23 protein-coding genes are annotated in these 23,536 nt (G+C 69.9%); 14 read left to right on the plus strand and 9 right to left on the minus strand.

What is annotated here, in order from left to right; genetic code table 11:
- Positions 1-6: 6 nt before the first annotated feature.
- The 5 genes from ACH34W_RS46445 to ACH34W_RS46465 all read left to right on the plus strand — a co-directional run bounded on the left by ACH34W_RS46445 (position 7) and on the right by ACH34W_RS46465 (position 3,308).
- Positions 7-1,458, plus strand: a complete 1,452-nt coding sequence (locus ACH34W_RS46445; RefSeq protein WP_395967649.1) for a dihydrolipoyl dehydrogenase family protein — start codon at positions 7-9, stop codon at positions 1,456-1,458.
- 143 nt (positions 1,459-1,601) lie between these two features.
- Entirely contained in the window at positions 1,602-1,796 is a 195-nt protein-coding gene (locus ACH34W_RS46450; protein WP_395967650.1) for a hypothetical protein, read from the plus strand.
- A 123-nt stretch (positions 1,797-1,919) separates the two neighbouring features.
- Entirely contained in the window at positions 1,920-2,540 is a 621-nt protein-coding gene (locus tag ACH34W_RS46455; RefSeq protein ID WP_395967651.1) for a TetR/AcrR family transcriptional regulator, read from the plus strand.
- A 146-nt stretch (positions 2,541-2,686) separates the two neighbouring features.
- A complete protein-coding gene (locus ACH34W_RS46460) occupies positions 2,687-2,923 on the plus strand; it encodes a DUF3107 domain-containing protein (protein ID WP_151566255.1) in 237 nt (78 codons plus the stop codon).
- Positions 2,924-3,023: 100 nt separating this feature from the next.
- Positions 3,024-3,308, plus strand: coding sequence for a GlsB/YeaQ/YmgE family stress response membrane protein (locus ACH34W_RS46465; protein ID WP_395967652.1), 285 nt, complete (start codon positions 3,024-3,026; stop codon positions 3,306-3,308).
- A 105-nt stretch (positions 3,309-3,413) separates the two neighbouring features.
- On the opposite strand, the gene ACH34W_RS46470 is transcribed toward ACH34W_RS46465, so the two are convergent.
- Entirely contained in the window at positions 3,414-5,210 is a 1,797-nt protein-coding gene (locus ACH34W_RS46470) for a serine/threonine-protein kinase (RefSeq protein ID WP_395967653.1), read from the minus strand.
- Positions 5,207-6,025: a hypothetical protein gene (locus ACH34W_RS46475; protein ID WP_395967654.1), complete on the minus strand. Its 819-nt coding sequence runs from the start codon at positions 6,023-6,025 to the stop codon at positions 5,207-5,209. The genes ACH34W_RS46470 and ACH34W_RS46475 overlap by 4 nt, the downstream gene beginning before the upstream one ends.
- 559 nt (positions 6,026-6,584) lie before the next feature.
- Between ACH34W_RS46475 and ACH34W_RS46480 the strand changes: the two genes are divergently transcribed.
- The 3 genes from ACH34W_RS46480 to ACH34W_RS46490 all read left to right on the plus strand — a co-directional run bounded on the left by ACH34W_RS46480 (position 6,585) and on the right by ACH34W_RS46490 (position 11,151).
- Positions 6,585-8,090, plus strand: coding sequence for a DEAD/DEAH box helicase (locus tag ACH34W_RS46480; RefSeq protein ID WP_395967655.1), 1,506 nt, complete (start codon positions 6,585-6,587; stop codon positions 8,088-8,090).
- A gap of 224 nt (positions 8,091-8,314) precedes the next feature.
- A complete protein-coding gene (locus tag ACH34W_RS46485; RefSeq protein ID WP_395967656.1) occupies positions 8,315-10,393 on the plus strand; it encodes a phosphocholine-specific phospholipase C in 2,079 nt (692 codons plus the stop codon).
- A gap of 50 nt (positions 10,394-10,443) precedes the next feature.
- A complete protein-coding gene (locus ACH34W_RS46490; protein WP_395967657.1) occupies positions 10,444-11,151 on the plus strand; it encodes an HAD-IA family hydrolase in 708 nt (235 codons plus the stop codon).
- Positions 11,152-11,167: 16 nt separating this feature from the next.
- On the opposite strand, the gene ACH34W_RS46495 is transcribed toward ACH34W_RS46490, so the two are convergent.
- Positions 11,168-11,848, minus strand: a complete 681-nt coding sequence (locus ACH34W_RS46495) for a glycerophosphodiester phosphodiesterase (protein ID WP_395967658.1) — start codon at positions 11,846-11,848, stop codon at positions 11,168-11,170.
- 137 nt (positions 11,849-11,985) lie between these two features.
- Here ACH34W_RS46495 and ACH34W_RS46500 point away from each other — a divergent pair, with 137 nt between their 5' ends.
- Both ACH34W_RS46500 and ACH34W_RS46505 read left to right on the plus strand, forming a co-directional pair.
- The gene (locus tag ACH34W_RS46500) at positions 11,986-12,867 is read left to right on the plus strand and encodes an alpha/beta fold hydrolase (protein ID WP_395967659.1); all 882 of its coding nucleotides are present in this window, start codon (positions 11,986-11,988) and stop codon (positions 12,865-12,867) included.
- A 92-nt stretch (positions 12,868-12,959) separates the two neighbouring features.
- Positions 12,960-13,865: an oxygenase MpaB family protein gene (locus tag ACH34W_RS46505; RefSeq protein WP_395967660.1), complete on the plus strand. Its 906-nt coding sequence runs from the start codon at positions 12,960-12,962 to the stop codon at positions 13,863-13,865.
- Between the two features lie 232 nt (positions 13,866-14,097).
- Here ACH34W_RS46505 and ACH34W_RS46510 read toward each other — a convergent pair whose 3' ends face one another.
- From ACH34W_RS46510 to ACH34W_RS46520, 3 genes are all read right to left on the minus strand, one after another.
- On the minus strand, positions 14,098-14,985 hold the full coding sequence (locus ACH34W_RS46510; protein ID WP_395967661.1) for a RecB family exonuclease: 888 nt from the start codon (positions 14,983-14,985) through the stop codon (positions 14,098-14,100).
- Between the two features lie 27 nt (positions 14,986-15,012).
- Positions 15,013-15,723, minus strand: coding sequence for an MBL fold metallo-hydrolase (locus ACH34W_RS46515; RefSeq protein WP_395967662.1), 711 nt, complete (start codon positions 15,721-15,723; stop codon positions 15,013-15,015).
- Positions 15,724-15,787: 64 nt separating this feature from the next.
- Entirely contained in the window at positions 15,788-16,441 is a 654-nt protein-coding gene (locus tag ACH34W_RS46520; protein ID WP_395967663.1) for a DUF6758 family protein, read from the minus strand.
- An 80-nt stretch (positions 16,442-16,521) separates the two neighbouring features.
- Here ACH34W_RS46520 and ACH34W_RS46525 point away from each other — a divergent pair, with 80 nt between their 5' ends.
- The 3 genes from ACH34W_RS46525 (at position 16,522) to ACH34W_RS46535 (ending at position 19,671) form a co-directional block, all read left to right on the plus strand.
- Positions 16,522-16,914 carry an NUDIX hydrolase gene (locus ACH34W_RS46525; protein ID WP_395967664.1) on the plus strand — a complete coding sequence of 131 codons (393 nt, stop codon included), beginning with the start codon at positions 16,522-16,524 and terminating at the stop codon, positions 16,912-16,914.
- Between the two features lie 127 nt (positions 16,915-17,041).
- Positions 17,042-17,689, plus strand: coding sequence for a hypothetical protein (locus tag ACH34W_RS46530; RefSeq protein ID WP_395967665.1), 648 nt, complete (start codon positions 17,042-17,044; stop codon positions 17,687-17,689).
- 35 nt (positions 17,690-17,724) lie between these two features.
- Entirely contained in the window at positions 17,725-19,671 is a 1,947-nt protein-coding gene (locus ACH34W_RS46535) for a protein kinase (protein ID WP_395967666.1), read from the plus strand.
- On the opposite strand, the gene ACH34W_RS46540 is transcribed toward ACH34W_RS46535, so the two are convergent.
- Together ACH34W_RS46540 and ACH34W_RS46545 are read right to left on the minus strand one after the other, a co-directional pair.
- Positions 19,646-20,947: a lysostaphin resistance A-like protein gene (locus ACH34W_RS46540; RefSeq protein WP_395967667.1), complete on the minus strand. Its 1,302-nt coding sequence runs from the start codon at positions 20,945-20,947 to the stop codon at positions 19,646-19,648. The genes ACH34W_RS46535 and ACH34W_RS46540 overlap by 26 nt on opposite strands.
- Before the next feature lie 69 nt (positions 20,948-21,016).
- The gene (locus tag ACH34W_RS46545; RefSeq protein ID WP_395967668.1) at positions 21,017-21,955 is read right to left on the minus strand and encodes an HpcH/HpaI aldolase/citrate lyase family protein; all 939 of its coding nucleotides are present in this window, start codon (positions 21,953-21,955) and stop codon (positions 21,017-21,019) included.
- A gap of 72 nt (positions 21,956-22,027) precedes the next feature.
- On the opposite strand from ACH34W_RS46545, the gene ACH34W_RS46550 reads away from it, so the two are divergent.
- On the plus strand, positions 22,028-22,534 hold the full coding sequence (locus tag ACH34W_RS46550; protein ID WP_395967669.1) for a hypothetical protein: 507 nt from the start codon (positions 22,028-22,030) through the stop codon (positions 22,532-22,534).
- Positions 22,535-22,604: 70 nt separating this feature from the next.
- On the opposite strand, the gene ACH34W_RS46555 is transcribed toward ACH34W_RS46550, so the two are convergent.
- Positions 22,605-23,534: an RNA polymerase sigma-70 factor gene (locus tag ACH34W_RS46555; protein WP_395967670.1), complete on the minus strand. Its 930-nt coding sequence runs from the start codon at positions 23,532-23,534 to the stop codon at positions 22,605-22,607.
- Positions 23,535-23,536 lie beyond the last annotated feature (2 nt).

Consider the following 23,536-nt stretch of genomic DNA (forward strand, 5'->3'; position numbering starts at 1 on the left):
GATCAGTTGTCGGAGAACCATCACTACGACGTCGTGGTGCTGGGCGGGGGGACCGCGGGTGAGCTCGTGGCCGCCGGCCTCGCCCAGGCAGGGCGCGACGTGGCGCTCGTCGAAAACCGCTTGGTCGGCGGGGAGGCCCCGTACTTCGCCGACCTGCCGTCCAAGTCGTTGTTGTCGTCCGCCCGGCGCGGGGAGACCTGGGAGTTCGCCACCGCCCGCCGGGACGAGCTGACCGCCCATCTGGACGACGACAACGCGAGCGCGGCGCTGGCGGAGGAAGGCGTGACCGTGCTGCGCGGCTGGGGCAAGATCGTCGAGCCCGGCGTGATCGACGTGGACGGGACCGAGCACACCTACACCGATCTGGTCCTCAGCACCGGCAGCGAGCCCGCCGTCCCGGACGTCGACGGCCTGGCCGGCGTACCGACATGGACCAGCGACGAGGCGCTGTCCGTACCCGACCTGCCCCGGCGGCTGGTGATCCTGGGCGGCGGGCCGATCGGCTGCGAGATGGCCCAGGTGTACGCGTCGTTCGGCTCGCAGGTGGCGATCATCGAGTCCGCCGGGCGGTTGCTGACCGCCGAGGCCCCGTTCGCCGGCGAGGTGCTCGCCGACGCGCTCCGGCGGATGGGCGTCGACCTGCGGCTCGGGGCCGGCGTGGCCCGCGTCGAACGCACCGACTTCGCCCTGCGGCTGTGGTTGTCGGACGGCGGGACCCTCGACGCCGACAGGATCCTGATCGCCGCCGGGCGGCGGCCCCGGACCGGAGGGCTGGGTCTGGAGAGGCTCGGGATCACCGTGCCGCCAGGGCAGGGCGTGCCGGTCGACGAGACCTGCCAGGTCCACGCGGACGCCGCCGCGTCGCCACCGGACGGGGAGCGGGTCACGTCGCCGCCGGACGGGGAGCCAGGCGCGTCGCCACCGGACGGGGAGCAGACCGCGTCGCCACCGGACGGGAAGCCGGCCACCGGCCCGATGCCTGGCGGGATCTGGGCAGCCGGGGACGTCACCGGCGTCGCACGGACGACCCACGCGGCCCGCTATCAGGCCCGGGTGGTGGTCTCGAACGTGCTGGGCAAGCGCTGGGAGGCCGACTACCGGGCCGTTCCGCGGGTCGTCTACACCACGCCCACCGTCTATTCCGTCGGAATCTCCCCAAGCCAGGCGGACGAACTCGGCATCGACCTGCTCACCGCTGGGTACGATCTCGCCGCGACCGCCAGAGCGGCAGTGGAGGCAGACGAACGGGGCCGCGTGGAGCTCTACGCGGACCGTTCGCGCGGGCTGCTGATCGGCGCCGCCGCTGTCGGCCTCTACGCTGAGGAGTGGATGAGCGAGATAGCGCTGGCCATCCGGGCGGAGACCCCGCTGAGCGTGCTCACCGACGTGGTGCACGCGTTCCCCACGTACGGTGAGTCCATCGAGCCGCCGCTGCGGGAGCTGGCCGAGCGCCTATAAGGCGCTGAGCAAAGCGAGTCGTTTGATGGCGCTGAGCGAAGCGAGTCCATTGATGGTGGTGGGCGGGGGCTGGAGGACGGTCGTCCGTCGATCGCGGTGGCGGGGGGCTGAAGGATGATCATCTGGTGGGAGGAGGACTCACGATGAGCGAGATGAACGGTCCGGAGGAACTGTCGCCCGAGGCCCCAGAGGCGGACGTCGTGGAACAGCTGGAGCCCGCCGAAGGCGACGAGGAGACCGAGCAGGAGTGGCCTCAGGAGGTTCCGTTCGACGCGGATGAGGCCGACGCGGTCGAGAACGCGCGCGTCATCCGTATCGATGACGACGATTATCGCTGAGCGCGCAACACCCTCCTGGCGTTTGTTAGTGACCCGCGAGGTTACTGGCGCGTAGGATGATGGGATTGATTCCCTGCGGCGGGCGACCCCTCCCGCCGCAATGATCGGTGATCGGAGAGTGTGGTGACCGCGACCCCGGACGCCCGCCCTCGTGGCACGAGGTTGCCGCGACTGGCGCGGCGCAGGCAGTTGCTCGGCGCGGCCCAAGAGGTGTTCGTCGCCCAGGGCTATCACGCCGCCGCGATGGACGAGATCGCCGAGCGGGCAGGCGTCAGCAAGCCTGTGCTCTACCAGCACTTCCCCGGCAAGCTGGAGCTCTATCTGGCGCTGCTGGACGAACATGCCGAAGGCCTGGTCAAGACGGTCCGCGACGCGTTGGAGTCCACCACGGACAACAAGCTGCGCGTGCAGGCCGCCATGGCCGCCTTCTACGACTTCGTGGCCGGCGAGGGCGAGGCCTACCGCCTGGTCTTCGAATCCGACCTGCGCAACGTGGCCCCGGTGCGAGCCCGGGTCGAGCGGGCCAACCAGCAGTGCGCCGAGATGGTGGCCCAGGTGATCCAGGAGGACACCAACGCCCCCAGCGACGAGGCGTACCTGCTCGGCATGGGCCTGGTCGGCATGGCCGAGGTCAGCGCGCGCTACTGGCTCGGCCAGCACCGCGCCATCCCCAAGGAGACCGCAGAGAAGATCATCGCCCGTCTCGCCTGGCGTGGCATCTCCGGATTCCCTCGCACAAGCTGACGCGGACAAGCTGACGAAGAACAAGCTGGCGAAAACACGCTGGCGAGAAGGTCAGTTCGCTCGCGGCGAAGGCGTCGGACGGCGAACTCGGTGATCTCCGTGCGACGATCGGAAGCACAAGCCGCCGGAAGCAGGGGAGCAATCGCGTGCAGGTTCGCATCGGCGTCCAGTTCGTGCCCAAGGAACTCGTGGTCGAGACCTCGCAGACCGCCGACGAGGTGCAGCAGGCGCTGGCCGAGGCGCTGCAGGCCGAGCGCGGGGTCCTCGTGCTCAAGGACCAGCGCAACGGCCGGGTCGTGATCCCGGCCGACCGGGTGGGCTATCTGGAGATCACCGAAGAGGAGGGGCGGACCGTCGGGTTCGGCGGCTCGCAGTACACCTGACCTGCGATTTGTTTGAACTGGGCAGAGCGGGCATACCGATCGCCGACCACGGGACGCGGAACACCAGTGCCGCTCCCACGAAATGGAATGGTGATCGACAATGCTCACGACGATCCTCTGGTTCATCGTCGTCGGTGCCATCATCGGAGCCGTCGCCCGGCTCCTCGTCCCCGGCAAGAACCCCATCGGCTTCCTCTTGACGATCCTCGTCGGTGTCGCCGGTGCGATCCTCGGTGGCGTGGTGGCCGACGCGCTGGGCGCGGGCACCCTTGTCGCGCTCGTCTTCGCTCTGATCATCGCCGCAGCCGGCGTGTTCGCGCTCACCGCGATGCAGACGCGTGGCGGTGGACGGACCCGCTGGGGCGCCCGGCGACGGACCTTCTGACCCGGTGAAAACCGGCACTGAACTGAGGGCCCCCACCCCCTGCGGCGGGGGCCTTCTTCATGCGCCGACCTTCATGCGCCCTCATGCGCCTTCAGGCGCCGACGTTCATGCGCCGATGCGCTGGAGGATCTCGGGACGCAGCACGTCCCGCAGCTGGGTGTAAGGGATTTTGGCGAACGGGGCGGACCGGTGGCAGGCCATGTCGTAGCCGAGCATGAACATCGGGACGCTGATCTCGACGCGCCGGCTGGTCAGCAGGAGCGAGAAGACACCCTTTCCGGCCAGGCGGTCGGCCGGGATGTCCCACTCCGACTCGGGATCCCCGCTGCTTCCCTTGCACCCCTCTTGGGCGGCGAGGCCGTTCCTCATGAGCCGGCGGATCAGTGCCTTGGTCCCCGCCAGGCCCATCACCTCGGGCCGGAGCAGGTCACGGCTCGTCAGCTCGCGTCCGGTTGCCAGATCGACAGTGATCACGTCGGGATGGCCCGTGTTCCGCTGCGTGTCCGCGAAGGTGTAGCGGACGGACATCAGCCGCGGCCCCGAGAGCCCGGTCTCGTACGCCGAGGACGGGCGGTGGCTGCCGGCCGTGTCGCCGAACGCCCGGATGTCGTTGTGGGCGGAGGCCATCCACCGGTCCACAGGGGCGCGCAGCGCCTTGTTGACCCCGGCCTGCACCGCCGCGTTCCCGAGCCCGTCCACCTGCGGGAACCGGAGCGTATAGGTGATCGCAGGTGAGGCCAGCGTCCGCGTCTCGCTGACCGGCCGGAAGGCGAGCGGAGTGTCCTTGGTGGTGGGCCGCGAGCCGCCGCCCGAGCCGCCGTCGTTGGCGGCGTAGACGCCCGCACCGCCCGCCGCGACGGCCGACGCGGTGATCACGGCGGCCGCGACCTTGGCCCCGGTGGTGGCCAGCAGGCCCGCGCCCAGACCGCCAGCACCCGCACCCCCGGCGCCGGCGCCCGCAGCAGCGCCACCAGCAGCGCCGCCGGCTGCTCCTCCGGCAGCGGCCCCGCTCGCGACGGCGCCGCCCGCCGCGCCGGATCCGAGGACGGCCGCGCCCACCGGCAGGAGCGCCGCCAGCGCGACGGCGGCCACCGCGAGCGCCCGGACACCCCGGTCCTCCCAGCCGGGGCCGTACGCGGCGTTCGCGGCCGTCTCCAGCTCGTTCAGGAACGCCGCGGCACCCGGTGGGCGTTCCTCCGGCGTCTTGGCCAGGCCCCGGGCCAGGAGCTCGCGCAGCCCTTCCGGGACGTCTTCCACGGGGATCGGCGCCTCCCGGTGCTGGGCGGCGAGCCCGTCACCGAGGTAAGGCCGGCGGCCCGTGACGCACTCGAAGAACACACAGGTCGCGGCATAGACGTCGGTGGCCGGTGTCGCGGGCCTGCCGTGCCACTGCTCGGGCGCCATGTAGGCGGGCGTGCCACCCGTCGCGCCGTCTCCCGCCGACGCCGCGATCCCGAAGTCGATGAGCTTGCTGAGGCCGTCCGGCTGTACGACGACGTTGGCGGGCTTGTAGTCGCGGTGGACGACTCCGACGCCGTGGGCCGCCGCGAGGCCCAGCAGGGAGCCCTTGAGGACGCTCAGCGCGGCCTCGGGCTCCAGGGCCTCGTGTTCCTTGAGGATCTCCCGCAGCGAGACCCCGTTCACCGCCTCCATCACCAGGGCGGCACCGGAGTCGTTCATGACGAAGCGGTAGAGCCGGACCACGTGCGGATCGGTGACCCGGCCGAGCATCACGGCCTCGCCGCGCAGCCGTTCCAGCTCCCGCTGATCGCCCTGCCGCCGGTCCAGGTACTTGATCGCGACCGGTGTGCCCGCGGTGTCGTGCCGGGCGAGCACCACCCGGCCCTGGCCGCCCCTGCCCAGCTCGCGGAGCTCCGTGAAGCCTTCGACCCGCCAGGTCACTTGGCGGCCGCGCCCGCCAGCAGCCGCGGATACAGGTCCTTGTTGATCATGTCCTTGACCTTGTCGTACGGCGCGGTGAACGTGAAGTTGTTGCAGCTGGTGCCCGTGGTCGACCAGATCAGCTCCATGCCCTGCTCGGTGAACAGGACCCCGGCGGGGGCGGGCGACTCGATCGGGTCGCCGTCCCGCTTGCCAGGGGAGAAGTCCTTCTTCTGGATGTCGTCGAGCTCGCAGTCCTTCCAGTCGTCCTTGGGACCGGAGAGCGCGTCCCAGAGCTTCTTCAGCCCCTTCTTCTCCAGGGTCTTGGAATCGAAGACGTCGTCGGCCGTGAGCGCCTTGCCCGCCTTGACGTCCACGGTCACGGGCACGTTCGGCAACCCGCCCTCCCCCTCGAAACAGGGGATCATCTGGATGCTGTTGGAGGCCGAGATGATCTCCCCCTTGCGCAGACCCAGCCGGACCTTGGTCTGGATGACGCTCGACCGGCCCTTGCACTCGGTGCGCTGTTCGGGCAGCAGGGTGGCGGACGCCCACTTGACCGACCAGTCGAGCGGGCCGCGCAGCGCGTCGTTGACCGTCTTGGCGGCCGCCTGGTCGGGCAGCCCCGCGATCTTGACGTACTCGGCCTCCTGGAACTTCACCAGCTTGTCGGCGTACGCGGAGTTGTCGGTCAGGACGATGGTGCCCTTCACCGGATCACCGCCGCCCCCCTTGTCGTCCGAAGACGAGCATCCGGCGGCTCCGGCCACCATGAGGGTCACGGCCGCCAGGGCCACGACGTCCTTCAAACCCGCGTTCTTCAAACCCGCGCGCATCCGTCTGTACCTCCGCCCTGGGACTACGTATCCCACCCAATTCCGGCGCCCCCAGGATGGCAGGATCTGTGGCCGCATGCGGACGATCAGAGAGGGTTGCCCGCCCGTCCGCACGGGTACCCAGCGCAGCGCATGGAATAGATCGGATATGGGAACCGTTGAGACCAGTGATCGGCTATTGGTGTATGGAATCAACGGCCGGTACACTGCGTCGCGGAGTGTGACCGCACGCAGCCACGCAATGTGACTGCTTTCAACCCCTGACTGCGGTCGCCGAAGAATTGATTGACGGCTGGTCCCTCCCGCGCGAGCGCGCGGCCACGAGAAGCGACCGGCGGGAACGCCCCAGCAGATGGGGCCCTGCCGGTACGGATCGTGTCCCTAGGCGGCCCGATCCACCGGAGACCGGCGAACGGCCGGATACCGGCGGAGGCGGGCCAGGAGCAGCGCCGCCACCGGGAGCGAGGACCCCGCACTATGGAGGCTGAAAGTCCTGACTACCTTTCGTGAACTCGGGGTCGTACCCGAGATAGCCGATGCGCTCGAGACCGAGGGCATCGTGGAAGCATTCCCCATCCAAGAGCTCGCCCTGCCGATCGCGCTGGGCGGCCACGACATCATCGGACAGGCCCGTACGGGCACCGGCAAGACCCTGGCCTTCGGCGTCGCGCTGCTGCAGCGGATCACGCACGGCGGCAAGAAGCCCCAGGCCCTGGTGGTCGCGCCCACCCGTGAGCTGGCTCTCCAGGTCACCGACGACCTCCTGGTCGCCGGCGGCAAGCTCGGCACCCGCGTGCTGTCGGTCTACGGCGGCCGCGCGTACGAGCCCCAGATCGAGGCGCTCCGCGAGGGCGTCGACGTCGTCGTCGGCACGCCCGGCCGGCTGCTCGACCTGGTCAAGCAGAGGCATCTCGACCTCTCGCAGGTCGGCGTGCTGGTGCTGGACGAGGCCGACCGCATGCTCGACCTGGGCTTCCTGCCCGACATCGAGCGCATCATCGAGCGTGTCCCGGCGCAGCGCCAGACCATGATGTTCTCGGCCACCATGCCGGGCGAGATCGTGGCCCTGTCCCGCAAGTACCTGACCCGGCCGACCAACGTCCGCGCCGAGTCGCACGCCGAGTCGGAGGCCACTCCGCAGGTCGCGCAGCACGTCTTCCAGGCCCACCAGATGGACAAGCCGGAGATGGTGGCCCGTCTCCTGCAGGCCGAGGGCCGCGGGCTGACCATGGTCTTCTGCCAGACCAAGCGGGCCTGTGACCGGGTCGCGTCCGACCTGGTCCAGCGCGGCTTCGACGCCGCGGCCGTGCACGGCGACCTCGGCCAGGGCCAGCGCGAGCGCGCACTCCGCGCGTTCCGCAACGGCAAGATCGACGTGCTGGTGGCCACCGATGTGGCGGCCCGCGGGCTCGATGTCGACGACGTCACGCACGTGGTCAACTTCGAGTGCCCCGACAGCGCCGACACCTACGTGCACCGCATCGGCCGCACCGGCCGCGCGGGCAAGGAGGGCGTCTCGGTCACGCTGATCGACTGGGCCGACCTCACCCGGTGGAAGCTGATCAACAGCACCCTCGACCTGCCGTTCGCCGCACCGGAGGAGACCTACTCCACCTCGGAGCACTTCTTCGCGGCGCTGGGCATCCCGGCCGGCACCAAGGGCAAGCTGCCCAAGGAGCAGCGCGGTGAGCGCGCCGGCCTGGACGCCGAGGAGCTCGAGGACATCGGCGAGACCGGCAAGACCCGCTCCCGTGAGCGGGGCGGCCGGGACCGTGACCGTGACCGCGGTGACGAGGGCGAGCGGACCCGCCGGCCCCGGCGCAACCGTTCCCGCTCCCGCACGCGCGGCGGCAAGCCCGTCGAAGGTGTCGCTGCGGACGGTGGCAAGGACGCCGCCACCGGCACGAAGCAGGCCGACGCCGGCATCGTGCCCGCGCCGGAGACGGTGACCACCGCGGAGGGCGACAAGCCCGCCCGCACCCGGACTCGCTCCCGCCGTCGCACCCGCAACGGCAAGCCGATGGCCGAGGCCACCTCTGAGACCGCGGAGGCCAAGTCGGCCTGACGCCCGCCCGGTCCACCTGACAGCTGCAAGATCACGCCCACCCAGAAACGTGATCTTGCAGTTGTTCTGTTTCTCCGCCGGTCAGCGTTCTGGGAGGCCTCGTGCTCTGGGAAGGCCTCGTGTTCTGTGAAGGCCTCGTGCTCTGGGAAGGTCTCGTGTGCCCGTCACCGGGTGGACGGATGATCGCCTTCGTCCCTTAACCGGCCCGGTCGACTGTTCTCGGCATGAGCACAGGTCACGGTCCCTCTCGCCGTAAGTTCCTCGCCTCCAGCGCCACTGTCGCCAGTGGCGCCGCCGTCGCGTCGGTGTTGCCTCCCTCGGTGCACCAGGCGCTGGCACGGCCCGTCCGCCCCGGCGGGCTCAAGGCGATCAAGCACGTCGTCCTGCTGATGCAGGAGAACCGGTCGTTCGACCACTACTTCGGCGCGCTGCGCGGCGTGCGGGGCTTCGGCGACCGCAACGCGATCACGCTCCCCACCGGCAAATCGATCTTTGAGCAGCCGGACGGCGCCGGCACCGGCGCCGTGCTGCCCTTCCCGCTGCGCACCGCCGCCGAGCTGGCCAAGAAGGACCTGCAGTGGATGGGCTCGCTGCCGCACGGCTGGTCCGACGGTCATGAGGCACGGGCGGACGGCTGGAACAGCGGCTGGATCCCGGCCAAGACCCCGGCGACCATGGCCTACGTGGAACGCCGTGACATTCCGCTCCAGTACGAGCTGGCCGACACGTTCACGATCTGTGATGCCTATCACTCCTCGGTGCCCAGCTCGACAAGCCCGAACCGCAACTACTTCGTCTCCGGTCACACCGGCTATGAGCCGGGCAGTACGAAGCGTGCGATCGAGAACGACGCGTACAGCGAGGACACCCACGCGGGCTACGACTGGACCACGTACGCCGAGGAGCTGGAGAAGGCCGGGGTGTCCTGGAAGGTCTACCAGGAGTGGGACAACTACCAGGACAACAACCTGGAGTTCTTCGTCAAGTTCAAGGAGATCGCCCGTAAGGTGCTGCAGGGCGACTTCAAGAGCATGGACAGCTTCTACTCCGCCTTCCTGCGGGCGGACGAGGCCAAGCGCAAGCAGATGCAGGCGCGGCTGGACGAGGGCGTCGCCAAGCTGCCCCCGGCCGAGCGCGGGCTTTTTGAGCGCGGGCTGCGTCGCGTTCCTGCCGGTGGGCTGGCTGCGGACTTCCGCGCCGACATCAAGGCCGGGAAGCTGCCCGCGGTCTCCTATCTGGTGCCCTCGGCGGCCGACTCCGAGCACCCGAGCGCGTCCTCGCCGATCCAGAGTGCCCGGATCACGTACGACATCCTCGACGCGATCGCCTCGGATCCGGAGATCTGGGCCACGACCGCCCTCTTCATCACCTACGACGAGTTCGACGGGCTCTTCGACCACGTGCCACCGCCGGTACCGCCAGAGAGTGTGACCGGCGAGTACTACAACGGGGATCCGATCGGATTCGGCTTTCGCGTCCCGATGACGGTCGTCTCGCCGTGGACGGTCGGCGGATACGTGTGCTCGCAGGTCTTCGACCACACGTCGATGACGCAGTTCATGGAGAAGTGGCTCGGGGTCAGGGCTCCCGACATGGGTGACTGGCGCCGCACGGTCTCCGGCGACCTGACCTCGGCGTTCGACTTCGCCTCCGCGGGCCGCCGGCCTTCGGTCGAGCAGCCCAGCGCGGTGCCCGCCTTCACCGGACGCTGGAAGCCCACGCCGCCCGCCGACCAGAAGATGCCGGCGCCCGAGCCGGGCACCCGGCGGGCGCGTCCGCTCCCCTACCAGCCCGAGGCCTCCCTCAGCGTCGCCAAGGGCACCCTCCGGCTGTCGCTGACCAACACCGGCATCGAGAGCGTGCACTTCTCGCTCTACCCGTACGCCGGAGAGCTGCCCAAGCCGCGGCATTTCGACGTCGCCCGCAAGCTCGAGCAGGAGATCAAGCCGGGCGGCGACGCGTACGACCTCGTCCTCATCGGCCCGAACGGCTTCCGCCGCGAGTTCGCCGGGACCGCCCGTGGCGGCGCCGACGTCACGTCCCTACCGCAGGCGAACGGTGGCCGCGACGTTTGGATCTTCTTGAAGAACACGGGCGACGAGGAGGTCACGTTCACCCTCAAGGCCCTCGCCTACGCCAAGCGCGACCGCCAGGTGAAGGTCAAGCCGGGCAAGCAGCGCAAGGTCCGCTGGAACACCGATCACGGCTGGTACGACGTCGAGATCAAGGTCTCGGGGGACGCCACGTTCCGGCGCCGCCTGATGGGCCATGTCGAGAACGGCCGCCCCAGTCTGTCCGGCTGACCAGCCTGTCCGGCTGACCGGCCCGTGGCGGGCGTGACTACGATGTGATCATGGAGCATGCGTGGAAGGGGACGAATCCGCCGGCCGTTGTCTTTGATGTTCTGGGCACCCTGGTGGATCACGCTGGGAGCCTCGCACGACGGGTGTCCGCGGTGGCCGGGATCGAGAGCGGGGCCGCCGCGAACGTCGTCCGTCTATGGATTGACCACGTCTCCGCGCAGGAGCGCGAGATCATCGATGGCCGCCGTGCGTTCGCCCCCAGCCACGAACTGGATGCCGGCGCCTTGACCTGGCTGGCCGGTGAGGGTCTTCTGCCTCCCGGCTCCGTCGCCGGCCTCGCCGACGCATCCGAGTGGCTGCAGCCCTGGCCGGACACTGTTGACGGCCTTGACCTTCTTTCTGCCGATTTCATGGTGCTCGGTCTGTCGAACGCCAGCCGCCGTGTCCTCACCGGGCTCAGTGGCAGATCCGGGCTGCGGTGGCACCAGGTGCTCTCCGGCGAGGACGCGGGCACCTACAAGCCGGCTCCAGGGATCTACGAGCTGGCCATGGCGAGCGTGCCCGCCGGTTCAGACCCGCCCTTCAAGGTGGCCGCCCATGCTTGGGATCTGCGAGCGGCCGCAGCTGCGGGCATGCGCACTGCGTATGTGCCTCGCCCTGACGGCGACCCGCCTGGCCCGGACGACACGTTCGACCTGCATGCCACAAGCATCCGGGACCTGCACGCACAACTGCTCACCTTGGCCAAGAGCACCTGACCGTCTGGCGTCCGGGTCAGGCGTCCGCGCGGAGGGTCAGAGCGCGGCGGGGGTGGTCGGTGATCAGCACGGCCACCCTTGCATCGCCCAGGAAGCGGCGCATCAGGGGCTCGCCGTTCACGGTCCAGATCATGGCCGGGAACCCGGCACGGGCGCACTGGCCCAGCACCCCGACCCTGGCCAGCCGGAAGTTGAGGGCGACCATGTCGGCACCGCTCTGCCTGATCCGGCGGATCGGCGCGAAGTCGTTCACCACGCCGCACTCCCACCAGCTGCGCCCGATCGACAGCGCGGTCACGACCCGGGGGTACGCCTTCTTGATCAAGCCGATCGAGGCGGCGTCCCTGGTGGTCACCACGAAGTCGTCCGGGCCGAACGCCTCCAGCGCCAGCTCGACCATCTCGGTCTCGCAGCCGCGTTCCTTCAGATCGAGATGCCCCTTGACCCCGCCCGCCGCGATGATCTCCACGGCCTCGGACACCAGGGGCACCGGCCGGCCGGCCAGATCGGCGAGCCGCTCGAACGGGAGGCGGCTCAGCCTCTGCCCGGCCACGTCCGGATCGTGATGCACGACCAGTTCGCCGTCTCCGGTGCGGCGGACGTCGATCTCGACGTACTCGGCGCCGGAGGCCACCGCCTCATGGAGCCCGGCGCGTCCCGCCTCGTCCCGGCGGTGCGCGGAGATCGCCGTCACCATGATCGTGACGCTACCACCAAAGAACCTTTACCGGTGTCCGGTCCTGCGTATTTAGTACGCTGGCCCCCTGTGAGTAAGCCCCGGTTCCTGAGCTTGTCCGATTCCCCGGCGCAGTCCCGTGAGGGGGCCGGGAAACGATGAGCACCCCCCGGTTCCTGAAGCTGCCAACCGGTGTGCGGCGGACCTTTGTCGAGACCACGCGCGGCCCGTTCGCCGCGCTTGAGGCGCTGCCCGGCTCCGGCGTGGCGGAGCGCTGTCCCGCGTTGCTCGTCCCGGGCTTCACCGGCAGCAAAGAGGACTTCATCTCCGTCCTGGAGACGCTCGCCCGGGCCGGCCGCCGCGTCGTGGCCGTCGACATGCGCGGACAGTACGAGAGCAAGGGCAATCCGGACGATCCCACCGCCTACACCCGGACGGCGCTGGGCGAGGACATCGCGGCGCTGGCCGAGGCGCTGGGGCCCGACCCGGTGCACCTCGTCGGCCATTCGTTCGGCGGCCTCGTCACCCGCGAACCGCTGATCTCGGGGCGGATCCGGCCCGTCTCGTACACGCTGATGAGCTCGGGTCCAGGTGGCCTCACCGGCCCGGCCGCGGCCAAGGCCGAGGCGCTCCGGGACGCCATCCCGGAGCTCGGCCTGGCCCAGATCTGGGCCGTGAGCATCGGCCCGGACGCGGTGGCACGCGGCGTCCCCAAGGAGATCCTCGCGTTCCTGGAGGCACGCACGCTGGGCAACTGCCCACAGGGACTGGTCGGCATGGCAGGCGAGCTTCTGTCGGCCCCGGACCGGGTCGACGACCTGGCCAAGGCCATCGAGGACGCGGGCGTGCCTGTCCTGGTGCTGTACGGGGAGGACGACGACGTCTGGGATCCCCGCGTGCAGGCCACCATGGCCGAACGCCTCGACGCCGCCAAGGTCGTGATCCCCAGCGCGGCCCACTCGCCCGCCGTGGAGGCCCCGGAGACCACGGCGAGCGCCCTCACCGACTTCTGGAACCAGGCCGAACGCCGCGTCTTCTGACGTGATCCTGCTCACGTCCAGGCGATGATGCACACCTCGCGATGTAATGACACACTTACTTAAGTTTGTCTCACACACCTGCGAGGTGGGGAATGTCGGCGACCGTTGCGCCACCCGAGAGCGTCACCTGGCGTGTCCACATCGACCGGTCCATGTGGATCGGCGGAGTCCGCAGCCTCATGCTCCAGGCACTGCACCCGATGGCGATGTGGGGCGTCTGGCAGAACTCCGACTTCCAGGACGACCCGCTGGGACGCCTCCAGCGCACCGCCGACTTCGTGGGCGTGGCCACGTTCGGCAGCCACGAGGAGATCGACGAGCTGTCCGCCAAGGTCCGCGGGATCCATCGCAGCCTGCGCATCCTCAACCACGACACCGGCAAGAAGGAACGCCTCGACCAGCCTGAGCTGCTGCGCTGGGTTCACTGCGCCGAGGTCTACTCCTACCTGGAGGTCGCCCGCAGGTCCGGCTTGCCGCTGACCGACGCGATGGCCGACCGCTACCTCGATGAGCAGCGCCGCACCGCCACGTACGTAGGTCTGCATGCCGAAGACGTGCCTGGCAGCGTGGCCGAGATGGAGGACTATCTGGCCTCCATGCGCCCGCACCTCCGCGTCACGGAGGAGGCCGCGGCGACGGTGAAGTTCCTGATGTGGCCGGCCATGCCGGACAACCTGAAATTCCTGACCCCCGGCAAGCCCGGCTACTTCCCGTTCGGCGCGCTCTGCTACTACTCGCTGCCGGACTGGGCACGCCAGATGTACGGCGCCCTGCCCGAGGTCCCCCAGCCCGCCGTAACGGCCGCCCTAAGGTCGTTCCGCACGGCCATGAGCACCGTCCCAGAGCGCCTGCACGACTACGCCTTCATGAAGCCCACCCGCGACATGCTGGAACGCGCTCGGCAACGCCTGGCCGCCGACGGCTACGACCTGAGCAAAGGCCTCTACGGACTAAGGGACCCCCGCCGCTGGCCTGTGTTTATTGATTCCACGACCTGACCCGCTCGCCTGGCGGCTCGCGGGTCAATCGTGCAATCGGCGAGCGCGGCATCGCTTCGCGATCTCTCGTGAAGCTTCGCCTTCGGCTCGCTTCACGACCCGTTCGCGCGCTCGCGTGCGGGCTGGGGCAGGGGGATTGTCATGATCCTCCTAGCTGGGCCGTGATCTTTGTTTTGAGCGGGGGATGTCGGGTGGCCAAGGAATTCCGCGACGTCGCCAGCAAGGCGGCCAATCAGGGGCCTTCTATTGGGAGGGCTGCCCAGGAGTCTTTGCGGGGGGCTGCGGCGCGGCCTTCGGGGCAGTGGCGGGCGTAGTCGCACCAGGCGCAGAGGTTGCCTGGCCTGGGCGGGAAGACCTCGTCGTATGGGGTGTGGTCTACGGAGGTGGCGTCACCCTGGCGGGGGCGGGGGATTTTGGTCTTGTACGCCTCGTCTGCGGCGGATGCCTCGGCGGCGATCTGCTCGGCGCGGCGGATGTGGCGAGCGAGTGACTCGTCGGTGTGCTCCCAGACGGCTACTTCACCGGTGGGAAGGTGGTGCAGCTCCACGCGGCGGCAGGGACGGCGCAGGACGCGGGAGGCCGCCACGGCGTAGATCGCCAGGGCCAGAGAGCCGCGGGCGTCGTCGGCGGTGAGGATGTGGCGGCCGGTCTTGTAGTCGACCACCACGAGCTCCGATCCGCGGTCGTCGAGCCGGTCGATGCGGCCCGAGACCGCGATCCGGTCTGTGCGGGTCGCGACGGTGCGTTCGACGCCGATCGGCTCGTCGGCCGGGTCCAGGCCCGCGGCGTAGCGTTCGACCATCTCGCGGGCACGCTCGCGCCACTGGGCGGATTGCGAGGGGTCGCGGAAGCCTTCGGTGAGCCAGCCTCGGATGAGGAGGACGCCCGCCATGGCGGTCGTCCGCTCCTGGAGGGGAAGGCGCCACCAGGCAGCCAGGGCGTTGTGCACGCTGGCGCCCACGCTGTTGTGGGCCCACGGCGGCCCCTTGGGCGGCGCCGGACGGTCCAGATAGGTCATCCGGTACCGCCGGGGGCAGTCAAGCCAGGTGTTCAGCCGCGAGGGCGTGCAGGTGTAGAGCCGTCGCGGCATGCCTTCGAAGCCGAGTTGCTCGGCGGTCACGTCGGTCCCCGAACGTCGGTGTGCGGCTCAGTCGTCGTCGCGTTCGGTGGCCAGTGCGCCCCAGCTCTCCCAGCGGGCGTCCTCTTCGCCGACCGTGGTCTCCTCGCCCTGTGCCGGCAGGACGCGCAGGTCCTTGGGCAGCGGGGTGAGCATGGCGCCGATCGAGTTGAGCTGCTTGCGCAGGTCCTCGTAGGCGCCGCCGATCGAGCCGGGACGGCCGCGGTGCAGGGTGTCGCCGGAGAAGAGCACGCCCAGCTGCTCGCTGATGATGCTGACGCTGCCGGGGGTATTGCCCGGGGTCTGCATGATCTCCAGCTGGGCACCGCCGATCTCGAAGGTGCCGCCGTCCTCGAGCCAGATGTCGGGTTCGAGGGACCGCAGCGCCTTGGCGTCCGCCTCGTCCTCCTCGTCCTTGGCGAGGCGGCCGAAGTAGTCACGCCAGAGCAGGCGATCGGAGCGGTGCAGCGCCACCGGCGCCCAGTACTCCTCGTCCTCCTCGCCCGCGGCGGCCACTTCGAGCGCCGACATCAGGTGGTGCTCGTTGCCGTCGGTGCAGATGACGGCCATGACCTCGCGGTCTCCGACCTCCTTGAGGATGGCCTCGGAGTCGAAGCCCGGGTCGATCACGATGACCCCGTCGTCATCACCGACGATGTAGGTGTTGTTCTCGACGTCATACTCGGTGCCGTCCAGGGTCGTCTTCCCTGACGTCACCACGGTCTCGATGCGCGCGTCCACGTTCCGCACCCTACCGCGCGCAGCGGCCCACAGGGAGCCGCTCAGAGATCATCGCCGGGGACTACTACTCGTCCAGGCGCGGGCTGTAGGCACCGAACGGCAGGTCGAGGTCCATGCCGGGCTCACGCAGATCGAGCAGCTGCGGGCGCTCCAGCATCAACACGCCGGCGTCCGCGGGCCAGAGCACCACCCACAGCCAGTTGGCCATGGCCTCGCCGACGTAGACCGCACGATCGGACTCGGGCGACGGCACCGCCCACATCGGCACGGAATGGCCGCAGGTCGCGGTCGGCCCGTTCACCTCGATCTTGGCGTGCGGCGGGCCCTTGTCGAAGCCGGTACCGGGATCGGGGCCGTTCTTCAGCCCGGCGTAGTAGGCACCGAGCCCGATGCCCGGCTCCTCAGCGATCAGGAGCATGTCGGCCGGGCCGGAGAGCAGCCCGGGACCGGACAGGGCGACCGCCGCGGCGCGTCCCCCGCTGCGGTCGTCACCCACCGTCACGAATCCGGTGACCAGCCAGCCCAGGGGCAACGGCCATGGCGTCCAGACCGGGACCCTGATGTCCCGCAGGACGGCGGCGAGCCCGTCCGGGCCGGGTCTCTTGGCAGGTTGGCGGGGGAGGACGACGCCGTGCACGCCGCAGCTCCAGTCGCTCGACCAGAGGTTCGGCGCGTGCAGTGGTCCGCCGCAACGCGGGCAGGTGGGCTCCGCCCTCATGAGTACCAAGGGTGCGTGGCAGATTTCGTCCCGTCAAGTTCTTGCTGGTAGGTACGGCAAAGAGCGGACAAAATGAGGGCATGCGTGTGCGCTGCGTAGGGGGAATCGTCCACGATGAGACCGGTCGGCTGCTGGTCGTGCGCCGTGGCACTCCACCGGGCGAGGGACTCTGGACGATCCCCGGAGGCAGGGTCGAGCCGGGCGAGTCCGACGCCGCCGCGGTGGCCCGCGAGCTCAAGGAGGAGACGGGCCTGGACGTGTCCGTCGGAACGCTGGTCGGCACGGTGGACAGGCCCGGGCCCGGCGGCGTCACGTACGAGATCCACGACTACGCCGCGAGACCTGCCGCCTCCACCCCGCTCCGCGCGGGCGACGACGCGGCCGACGCGCGCTGGGTGACGCCCGACGAGCTGCTCTCTCTCCCCACCGTCCCCGGACTCCTCGACGCCCTCAGGAGTTGGGGTCTTCTGTAGGGCTGCACGCGGCGGACCTCGCAGAACGTTCAACGCGATCACGCCCGCTCTCGGCCACCGCCGCGTCTTGCGCCGCCATCGCATCGCTGGTGTCGTGGAATGACGCGACATCAGGGGTCGAGAAACCATGCGTAGGACAGGACCGCTCCTGGCGCTTTTCGCCGGCCTTGCGATCCTCATCATCACAGGCACCACCGTGCTCGTCCGGACCGTTTCCTCGGACCGGAAACCGGACGAATCACCGCCGCCGCCGCTCACGGCGACCACGGCGGCCCCCGCACCCCCGCCGATCCCGCAATCGGCGAACGCCACCTTCGCCTCCAGAGTGTCCGGCAGCCGCGCCGTCGTGGCGCTGACCGTCAAGGGCAGCAACGCGATCGCGTACGTCTGCGACGGGCGCACCCTGGAGGCCTGGCTGCGCGGCAAGGTCTATCCCGAAGGCCTGATCCGCCTGCAAGGCAAGAAAGGAATCCTCACCGGATCAGTCCAGGGCGACACCGTCATCGGTGCCGCCAGCCTCTCCCAGCAACGCGTGATGGGCTTCCGCGCCCCGGTGGTCAGGGCGCCGTCCGGCCTGTACCGCGCGGCCGCCCGGACGACCGCGGGCGCGCAGCTCGTCGGCGGCTGGATCGTCCTGCCGAGCGGAGCCCAGGTCGGGATGGTCAACAACGGCCAGAGTTCCCAAACCGCCCCCATCCTCGATCCGGGCGCCGGTGCGATCACGATCGAGAACGAACGTTTCCCGGTCGCCCCCGCCGACCCGGACAAGCCCTAAGGAGCACTTCACTGGCGACCTTTGACCCATCCCAGGTGGGTCCCTACGAGGTGGTACGGCGGCTCGGGGCAGGGGGCATGGGCGTCGTCTATCTCGCCCATGCCCCCGACCGGGAGTTCGTCGCCGTCAAGGTGATGAACCCCGGCTGGGTGGCCGAGTCCGGCTTCCAGGTCCGTTTCGAACGTGAAGTGGAGGCGATCCGCCGGGTCGCCCCGTTCTGCACCGCCCCGGTCCTGGACGCCTCCATCGAGGGCGACCTCGCCTACATCGTCACCGAGTACGTCGAGGGCAACACCCTCTGGCAGGCCGTCAAGTCGAACGGCCCCTTGATCGGCGCCAGGCTCGAATCGGTCGCCGTCGGCACCGCCGTGGCCCTCACCGCGATCCACCGCGCCGGCGTCACCCACCGCGACCTCAAACCGGGCAACGTGATCCTCTCCCCGGAGGGCCCCAAGGTCATCGACTTCGGCGTGGCCCGCCTGGCCGAGTCCACCCCCATCACGGGCGACGTCGCGATCGGCACTCCCCCGTTCATGTCACCCGAACAAGCCCGGGGCGAGCGGGTCACCCACGCCTCCGACGTCTTCTCCTGGGGCTCCGTCGTGGCCTTCGCCGCCACCGGCCACCCCCCGTTCGGCCGCTCAACCCCCGAGGTCTTCTACCGCCTCGTCCACGAACGCCCAGACCTGACCGGCCTCCCCGACAGCCTCGCCCTCATCGTCAGCCGGGCCATGGACAAACGCCCCGACCGCCGACCGACCGCCCGTGACCTGATCGACGTCCTGGTGGCCCACGAAGCGCAGCCCAACCCCCTGGCCCAACCCCCGTCCCTATCACCCGAGGAGGCCGCGCCCGTACCCAACGGGCAGCCCCACCCGGACAACCAGCCCGCGCCGCACGATCTGACCACTTCGCGCGACCAGGCCTCGCTGCACGACCAGCCCAAGGCACACGACCAGGCCGCCCTGAGGGACCAGGCAGCGCCGCACGACCAGGCCGCCCTGGGGAACCAGGCCGCACCGCACGACCAGCCCATATCGCGCGATCAGGTCGCGCCCCATGACCAGCCTGAGGCTCAGAGCCAGCTCGGGCCGCACGATCAGGTGGCGGCGCACGACCAGGCCGCGTCGCACGACCAGGCCGCGTCGCGTGACCACAGCGCGCCACACGACCAGTCTGGGGCGCGCGACCAGCTCGCGGCTCATGACGAGGGCATGCCTGACGATCAGCCTGTTACGTATGAACAGTCTGCGGTTGAGGAGACTCGTCTCGATTTTCTTGAGCGGGAGGGCGAGGAGCAGCTTGAGGCGCCTCGGGTGGGGTGGCTCGTGTTGGGGGCGGTCGTCTGCGCGTTGGTCGTGGTCGGGGTGGTCTATGTCGTCTCCGCGGGTAATGGGCGTTCGGGGTCTGCCTCGTTCGAGGATGACTTCGACTCCAAGCGCGGATGGCTGGAGCGGGAGCACAGCGACGGGGTGGCCCGCTACTTCGATGGCGGGTACCTGCACCAGTTGCCGCCCGACCGGGGCATGGCCGCCACGGCGCCGGTCAAGGCGAACGAGATGGGGGATGTCCGGGTGGTGGCGCGGGTACGGCTGCAGGGTGGGGCCGGGTCGTACGGGATCTGGTGTGGGGGCAACCCGGTCACGCAGGCGACCAACCGGTATGACTTCTACCTCACGAACGCGCGCACGGCGGGGATCGTGAAGGAGTTCCAGAACGGGTCGCGGCAGGAGCTGCGACCGCTCCAGAAGGCTCCCGGCATCACCGACGGGGAGAACCGGATGGAAGCCGAGTGCCGGTTCGGGGATGGGGTCACCCGGTTGAAGCTGCGGGTCAACGGGCGGCTCGTCGCCACCTACGACGACCAGGCGCGGCCCCACGGGGCAGGCGCCTGCGGAACCGCCGCCATCTCGGAGGCGGGCTCCACGGCGACGATGACGGTGCGGTACGAGTCGTTCAGCGTCCGATCACTTCAGGAGTGAACGGCGAAGGGTCGCTTTCCTCGACCGGGCTCGCGGTGGTGGTCTGCACCTTGAACCGGCGGACCATCCAGACGATGACCACGGCGTAGAGGAGCATCGGCGCCACATCGGCCACGACGTACTGCCACGGCACCGACCCCTGCTCGATGTCCAGCTTGCCGATGGCGGCCGGGAGCAGGAACGCCATCAGGTTGTTGAAGACGTGCACGGCGATCGCCGCCTCCAGGCCGCCGGTGCGGACCACCAGCCAGCCCAGGATCGCGCCGAAGAGGAACACGTCGAGAACGCCCCAGCTCGTGTAGCCATGACCCGCCGTGAACAGCGCCCCGCCGATGACGATCCCCGGCCAGGGCGTGCGGAAGATCACGCTGAACGCGCGGCCGGCCTTGCCGGTACGGGTCTCCAGCGTCCAGGAGCCGATCGCCTGGAGCAGCCAGCCGCGGAAGATGTACTCCTCGGCCGCCGCCTGGAACGGCACCAGCACGATGATGATCACGGCGGGCAGCAGGAAGTCGTCCCAGCCGACCCACTTCTCCGGCGTCTTGGCGGGATCGGGGTCCGTCACGACGAGGGACGCCGCCCACGAGCAGGCGACCGACACGACGCAGAAGGCGATCGCCACGCCGCAACAGCCCAGCAGCCACTTCCAGCGGAGCCTGCCCGTGACGGACGAGACCGTGCCGGGCCTGCGGCGCTGCACGCAGAACGCCGCCAGCGGCACCAGCGGCAGCAGGATGGCCAGGGAGCCGAGCTGGAAGGCCAGGTCGGCCGTGTCGTCGCCGAACAACCCGTCGCCGCTCGGCTCGTACACCCCGCCGTTGACCAGCGAGTACACGATCGCCCCGATGACCATCAGCCCGATCATCGCCCCCAGGGCGGCGAGGACGATCAGTACCGAGCCGACCAGCGGCCGCCACCAGCGGTGGACCTCGTTCCGGGCGACCTGGTGGTACCTGACCCCGTCCCGGGGTGGCACGGCCCATGACCGCTTTACCGGCGGGTCGTATCCCGGATAGACGGGTCCGCCATAGGCCTGTGGCAGGTCACCGTAGGGCGTTTCGTACGGCTGAGGCTGCCCGGCGTATGGCTGAGCCTGCCCGGCGTACGGCTGAGGCTGCTCGGCGTACGGCTGGGCCTGGCCTGCGTACGGCTGGCCGTAGGGCTGCGGATATTGGGTGGGCTGGGACGGAGGCTGTTGCGGTGCCCGGTCAGGGGACGGGCTCGCCGTCCCCGAGTCCGGCGGCGCCCAGCCGTTGACGTCCGCCGGGTCCGACACGCGCGACCTCCTCGTAGAGCCCCACCCTTACCTGAAATCGTACGTGGCGAAACCGGCGAACCGGACTGGCTAGGCGGGTGGCTGAAAGATCTTCGTCCGTTCCAGGCTGGCGGCTCGGCCCTTGGCGGCGATGACCAGGGCCATCTTCCGGGACGCCTCGTCGATCATCTCGTCGCCCAGCATGGCGGCGCCGCGGCGTTCCACCGTGGTGTAGTAGTCGTACGCGTCGAGGATGAGCTCGGCATGGTCGTAGTCGTCCTGCGCCGGGGAGAACACCTCGTTGCCCGCCTCGACCTGCGAGGGATGCAGCACCCACTTGCCGTCGAAGCCCAAGGCGGCCGAACGCTGCGCGACGCGCCGGAACGCCTCCACATCGCGCACGTTGAAGTACGGCCCGTCGATCGCCTGCAGGTCGTGGGCTCGGGCGGCCATCAAGATCCGCATGAGGATGTAGTGGTAGGCGTCGCCCTCGGTGTAGCCGGGCGGCTGCTCCCCCACCACCAGGGTCTTCATGTTGATCGAGGCCATGAAGTCACCCGGGCCGAAGACGAGCGTCTCCAGCCGGGGCGAGGAGGCCGCGATGGCGTCGATGTTGACCATCCCGCGCGCGTCCTCGATCTGAACCTCGATGCCGATGCGGCCCGCTTCGTACCCCATCGCGCGTTCGATCTGGGTGAGCAGCCGGTCGAGCCATTGCACGTGGGACGGGTCCTGCACCTTGGGCAACATCACGCAGTCGAGGTTCGCCCCAGCGCCCTCCACGACCTCGATCACGTCCCGGTAGGTCCACTCGGTCTCCAGATCGTTGACCCGGACGACGCGGACCTTGCCCGCCCACTCCCCCTCGTTGAGGGCGGCGACCACGTTCTTGCGCGCGTCCTCCTTGGCGGCGGGCGCCACCGCGTCCTCCAGGTCGAGGAAGATCTCGTCGGCCGCCAGTCCCTGCGCCTTCTCGATGAAACGCGGGTTGCTGCCCGGAACTGCCAGCGTGGTACGTCGCGATCGCATGGCCCGGATGCTATCCACCGGGCGTGCCGCGTGGCCGTTCGCCTCCCGCCGCCGTTGTGAGACGCTGGCGGCATGGGTGATGCGCTGGTTGAGGAGGCGGCCAAGAAGTCGGGGCTGCTGTGGCTCGCATTGCCGGGGCTGTCACAGCCGCGCGCGGCCTGGCACCTCTGGCACGACGGCGCCGCGTACGTGCTCACCGGCGGCGAGGGCGAGCAACCGCTGCCCGGCCTGCCCGAGGCCGATCGGATTCTCGTGACGCTGCGGAGCAAGGACAAGGGCGGTCGGCTCGTCTCGTTCATCGCGGCGTGCGAGCCCGTGGAGCCCGGCTCCGAGCTGTGGGACACCGTCGCGCCGCTGATGGCCAAGGACCGGCTGAACGCCTCAAGCCACGAGGGCCAGATCGAACGGTGGGCGAACGAGTCGTACATCATCCGCCTCACGCCGACGGACGAGATCACCGAGTCACCCGGCGGTTATACCGGCGACTACGCGCACGTACGGCCCGTCCCGACCCCGGCGACGACCGCCGGGCCGCCGCCCCGCATGTTCGGGGGCAAGAAGCGCAAGGTCGACCAGTGACGCTCCCCACGTGGTGGATGGAGCACTCGGGGGAGGGAGCACCCCCGCTAGCGCCGCGTGGCTCCCGCCGCTAGAGCGGCAGTTCCTGGCCCTCCGCGATCGCCTGGAGCTTGTCCGGGTTGGCCACCAGATGGATGGCCCCGACCCGGCCCTGGTCGTTGATGTCCACCGAGAGCGTGGTGATCGGCCCCGCGGGCCCGTCGATGACCAGCGCGGGATTCCCGTTCAGCAGCACGGTCCGAACCCGCCAGTCGCTCGGGTCGACTCCCGCGTAGGGCTGGCCGCCGACCGCGGCGAGCCAGCGCGCGACCTTCTCCGCGCCGTGGATCGTCCGCAGGGCGGCCCTGACCTTGCCGCCGCCGTCGGTCCACAACGCGACGTCCGGAGCGAGGATCTCCATCAGCCGGTTGATGTCGCCGCCCATGGTCGCGTCCAGGAACCGTTCGGTGGCCTTGAGCCGCTCCCGCGGATCAGCCTCGAACCTCGGCCGCCGCGCCTCGACATGCTTGCGGGCGCGCGTGCTGAGCTGCCGGACGGAGGCCTCCGACCGGTCCAGCGCCTCGGCGATCTCCGCGTACGGAAAGCCGAAGACCTCCCTCAGCACGAACGCGGCCCGTTCGAGCGGGCTCAGGGTCTCCAGCACGACCAGCATCGCCATCGACACCGACTCGGCCAGCTCCGCTCCCTCGGCGGCGTCCGGCGAGGTCAGCATCGGCTCGGGCAACCACGGGCCGACGTAGGTCTCGCGCTGCACCTGCGCGGACCGCAGCCGGTCGAGCGCGAGATTGGTCGTGATCCGGATCAGGTACGCCTTGGGGTCCGCCACGTCCGAACGGTCAGCCGCGGACCACTTGAGCCAGGCGTCCTGCACCGCGTCCTCGGCGTCCGCCGCCGTGCCCAGCATCCGGTAGGCCACCGCGAACAGCAGATTCCGGTATTCCTGGAACACTTCGGCCGCGACGTCGCTCACGAACACGAGCTTCTCACGCGTCTCCGTCAACG

This window comes from Actinomadura sp. 6N118 (assembly GCF_044326415.1).
GTDB lineage: Bacteria > Actinomycetota > Actinomycetes > Streptosporangiales > Streptosporangiaceae > Spirillospora.

Coding starts and splice junctions, on each gene's coding strand:
- ACH34W_RS46450 (WP_395967650.1), top strand. CDS start 1,602: ATGAGCGAGATGAACGGTCCGGAGGAACTGTCGCCCGAGGCCCCAGAG.
- ACH34W_RS46465 (WP_395967652.1), top strand. CDS start 3,024: ATGCTCACGACGATCCTCTGGTTCATCGTCGTCGGTGCCATCATCGGA.
- ACH34W_RS46475 (WP_395967654.1), bottom strand. CDS start 6,025: ATGCGCGCGGGTTTGAAGAACGCGGGTTTGAAGGACGTCGTGGCCCTG.
- ACH34W_RS46485 (WP_395967656.1), top strand. CDS start 8,315: ATGAGCACAGGTCACGGTCCCTCTCGCCGTAAGTTCCTCGCCTCCAGC.
- ACH34W_RS46490 (WP_395967657.1), top strand. CDS start 10,444: ATGGAGCATGCGTGGAAGGGGACGAATCCGCCGGCCGTTGTCTTTGAT.
- ACH34W_RS46495 (WP_395967658.1), bottom strand. CDS start 11,848: ATGGTGACGGCGATCTCCGCGCACCGCCGGGACGAGGCGGGACGCGCC.
- ACH34W_RS46500 (WP_395967659.1), top strand. CDS start 11,986: ATGAGCACCCCCCGGTTCCTGAAGCTGCCAACCGGTGTGCGGCGGACC.
- ACH34W_RS46505 (WP_395967660.1), top strand. CDS start 12,960: ATGTCGGCGACCGTTGCGCCACCCGAGAGCGTCACCTGGCGTGTCCAC.
- ACH34W_RS46520 (WP_395967663.1), bottom strand. CDS start 16,441: ATGAGGGCGGAGCCCACCTGCCCGCGTTGCGGCGGACCACTGCACGCG.
- ACH34W_RS46525 (WP_395967664.1), top strand. CDS start 16,522: ATGCGTGTGCGCTGCGTAGGGGGAATCGTCCACGATGAGACCGGTCGG.
- ACH34W_RS46530 (WP_395967665.1), top strand. CDS start 17,042: ATGCGTAGGACAGGACCGCTCCTGGCGCTTTTCGCCGGCCTTGCGATC.
- ACH34W_RS46545 (WP_395967668.1), bottom strand. CDS start 21,955: ATGCGATCGCGACGTACCACGCTGGCAGTTCCGGGCAGCAACCCGCGT.
- ACH34W_RS46550 (WP_395967669.1), top strand. CDS start 22,028: ATGGGTGATGCGCTGGTTGAGGAGGCGGCCAAGAAGTCGGGGCTGCTG.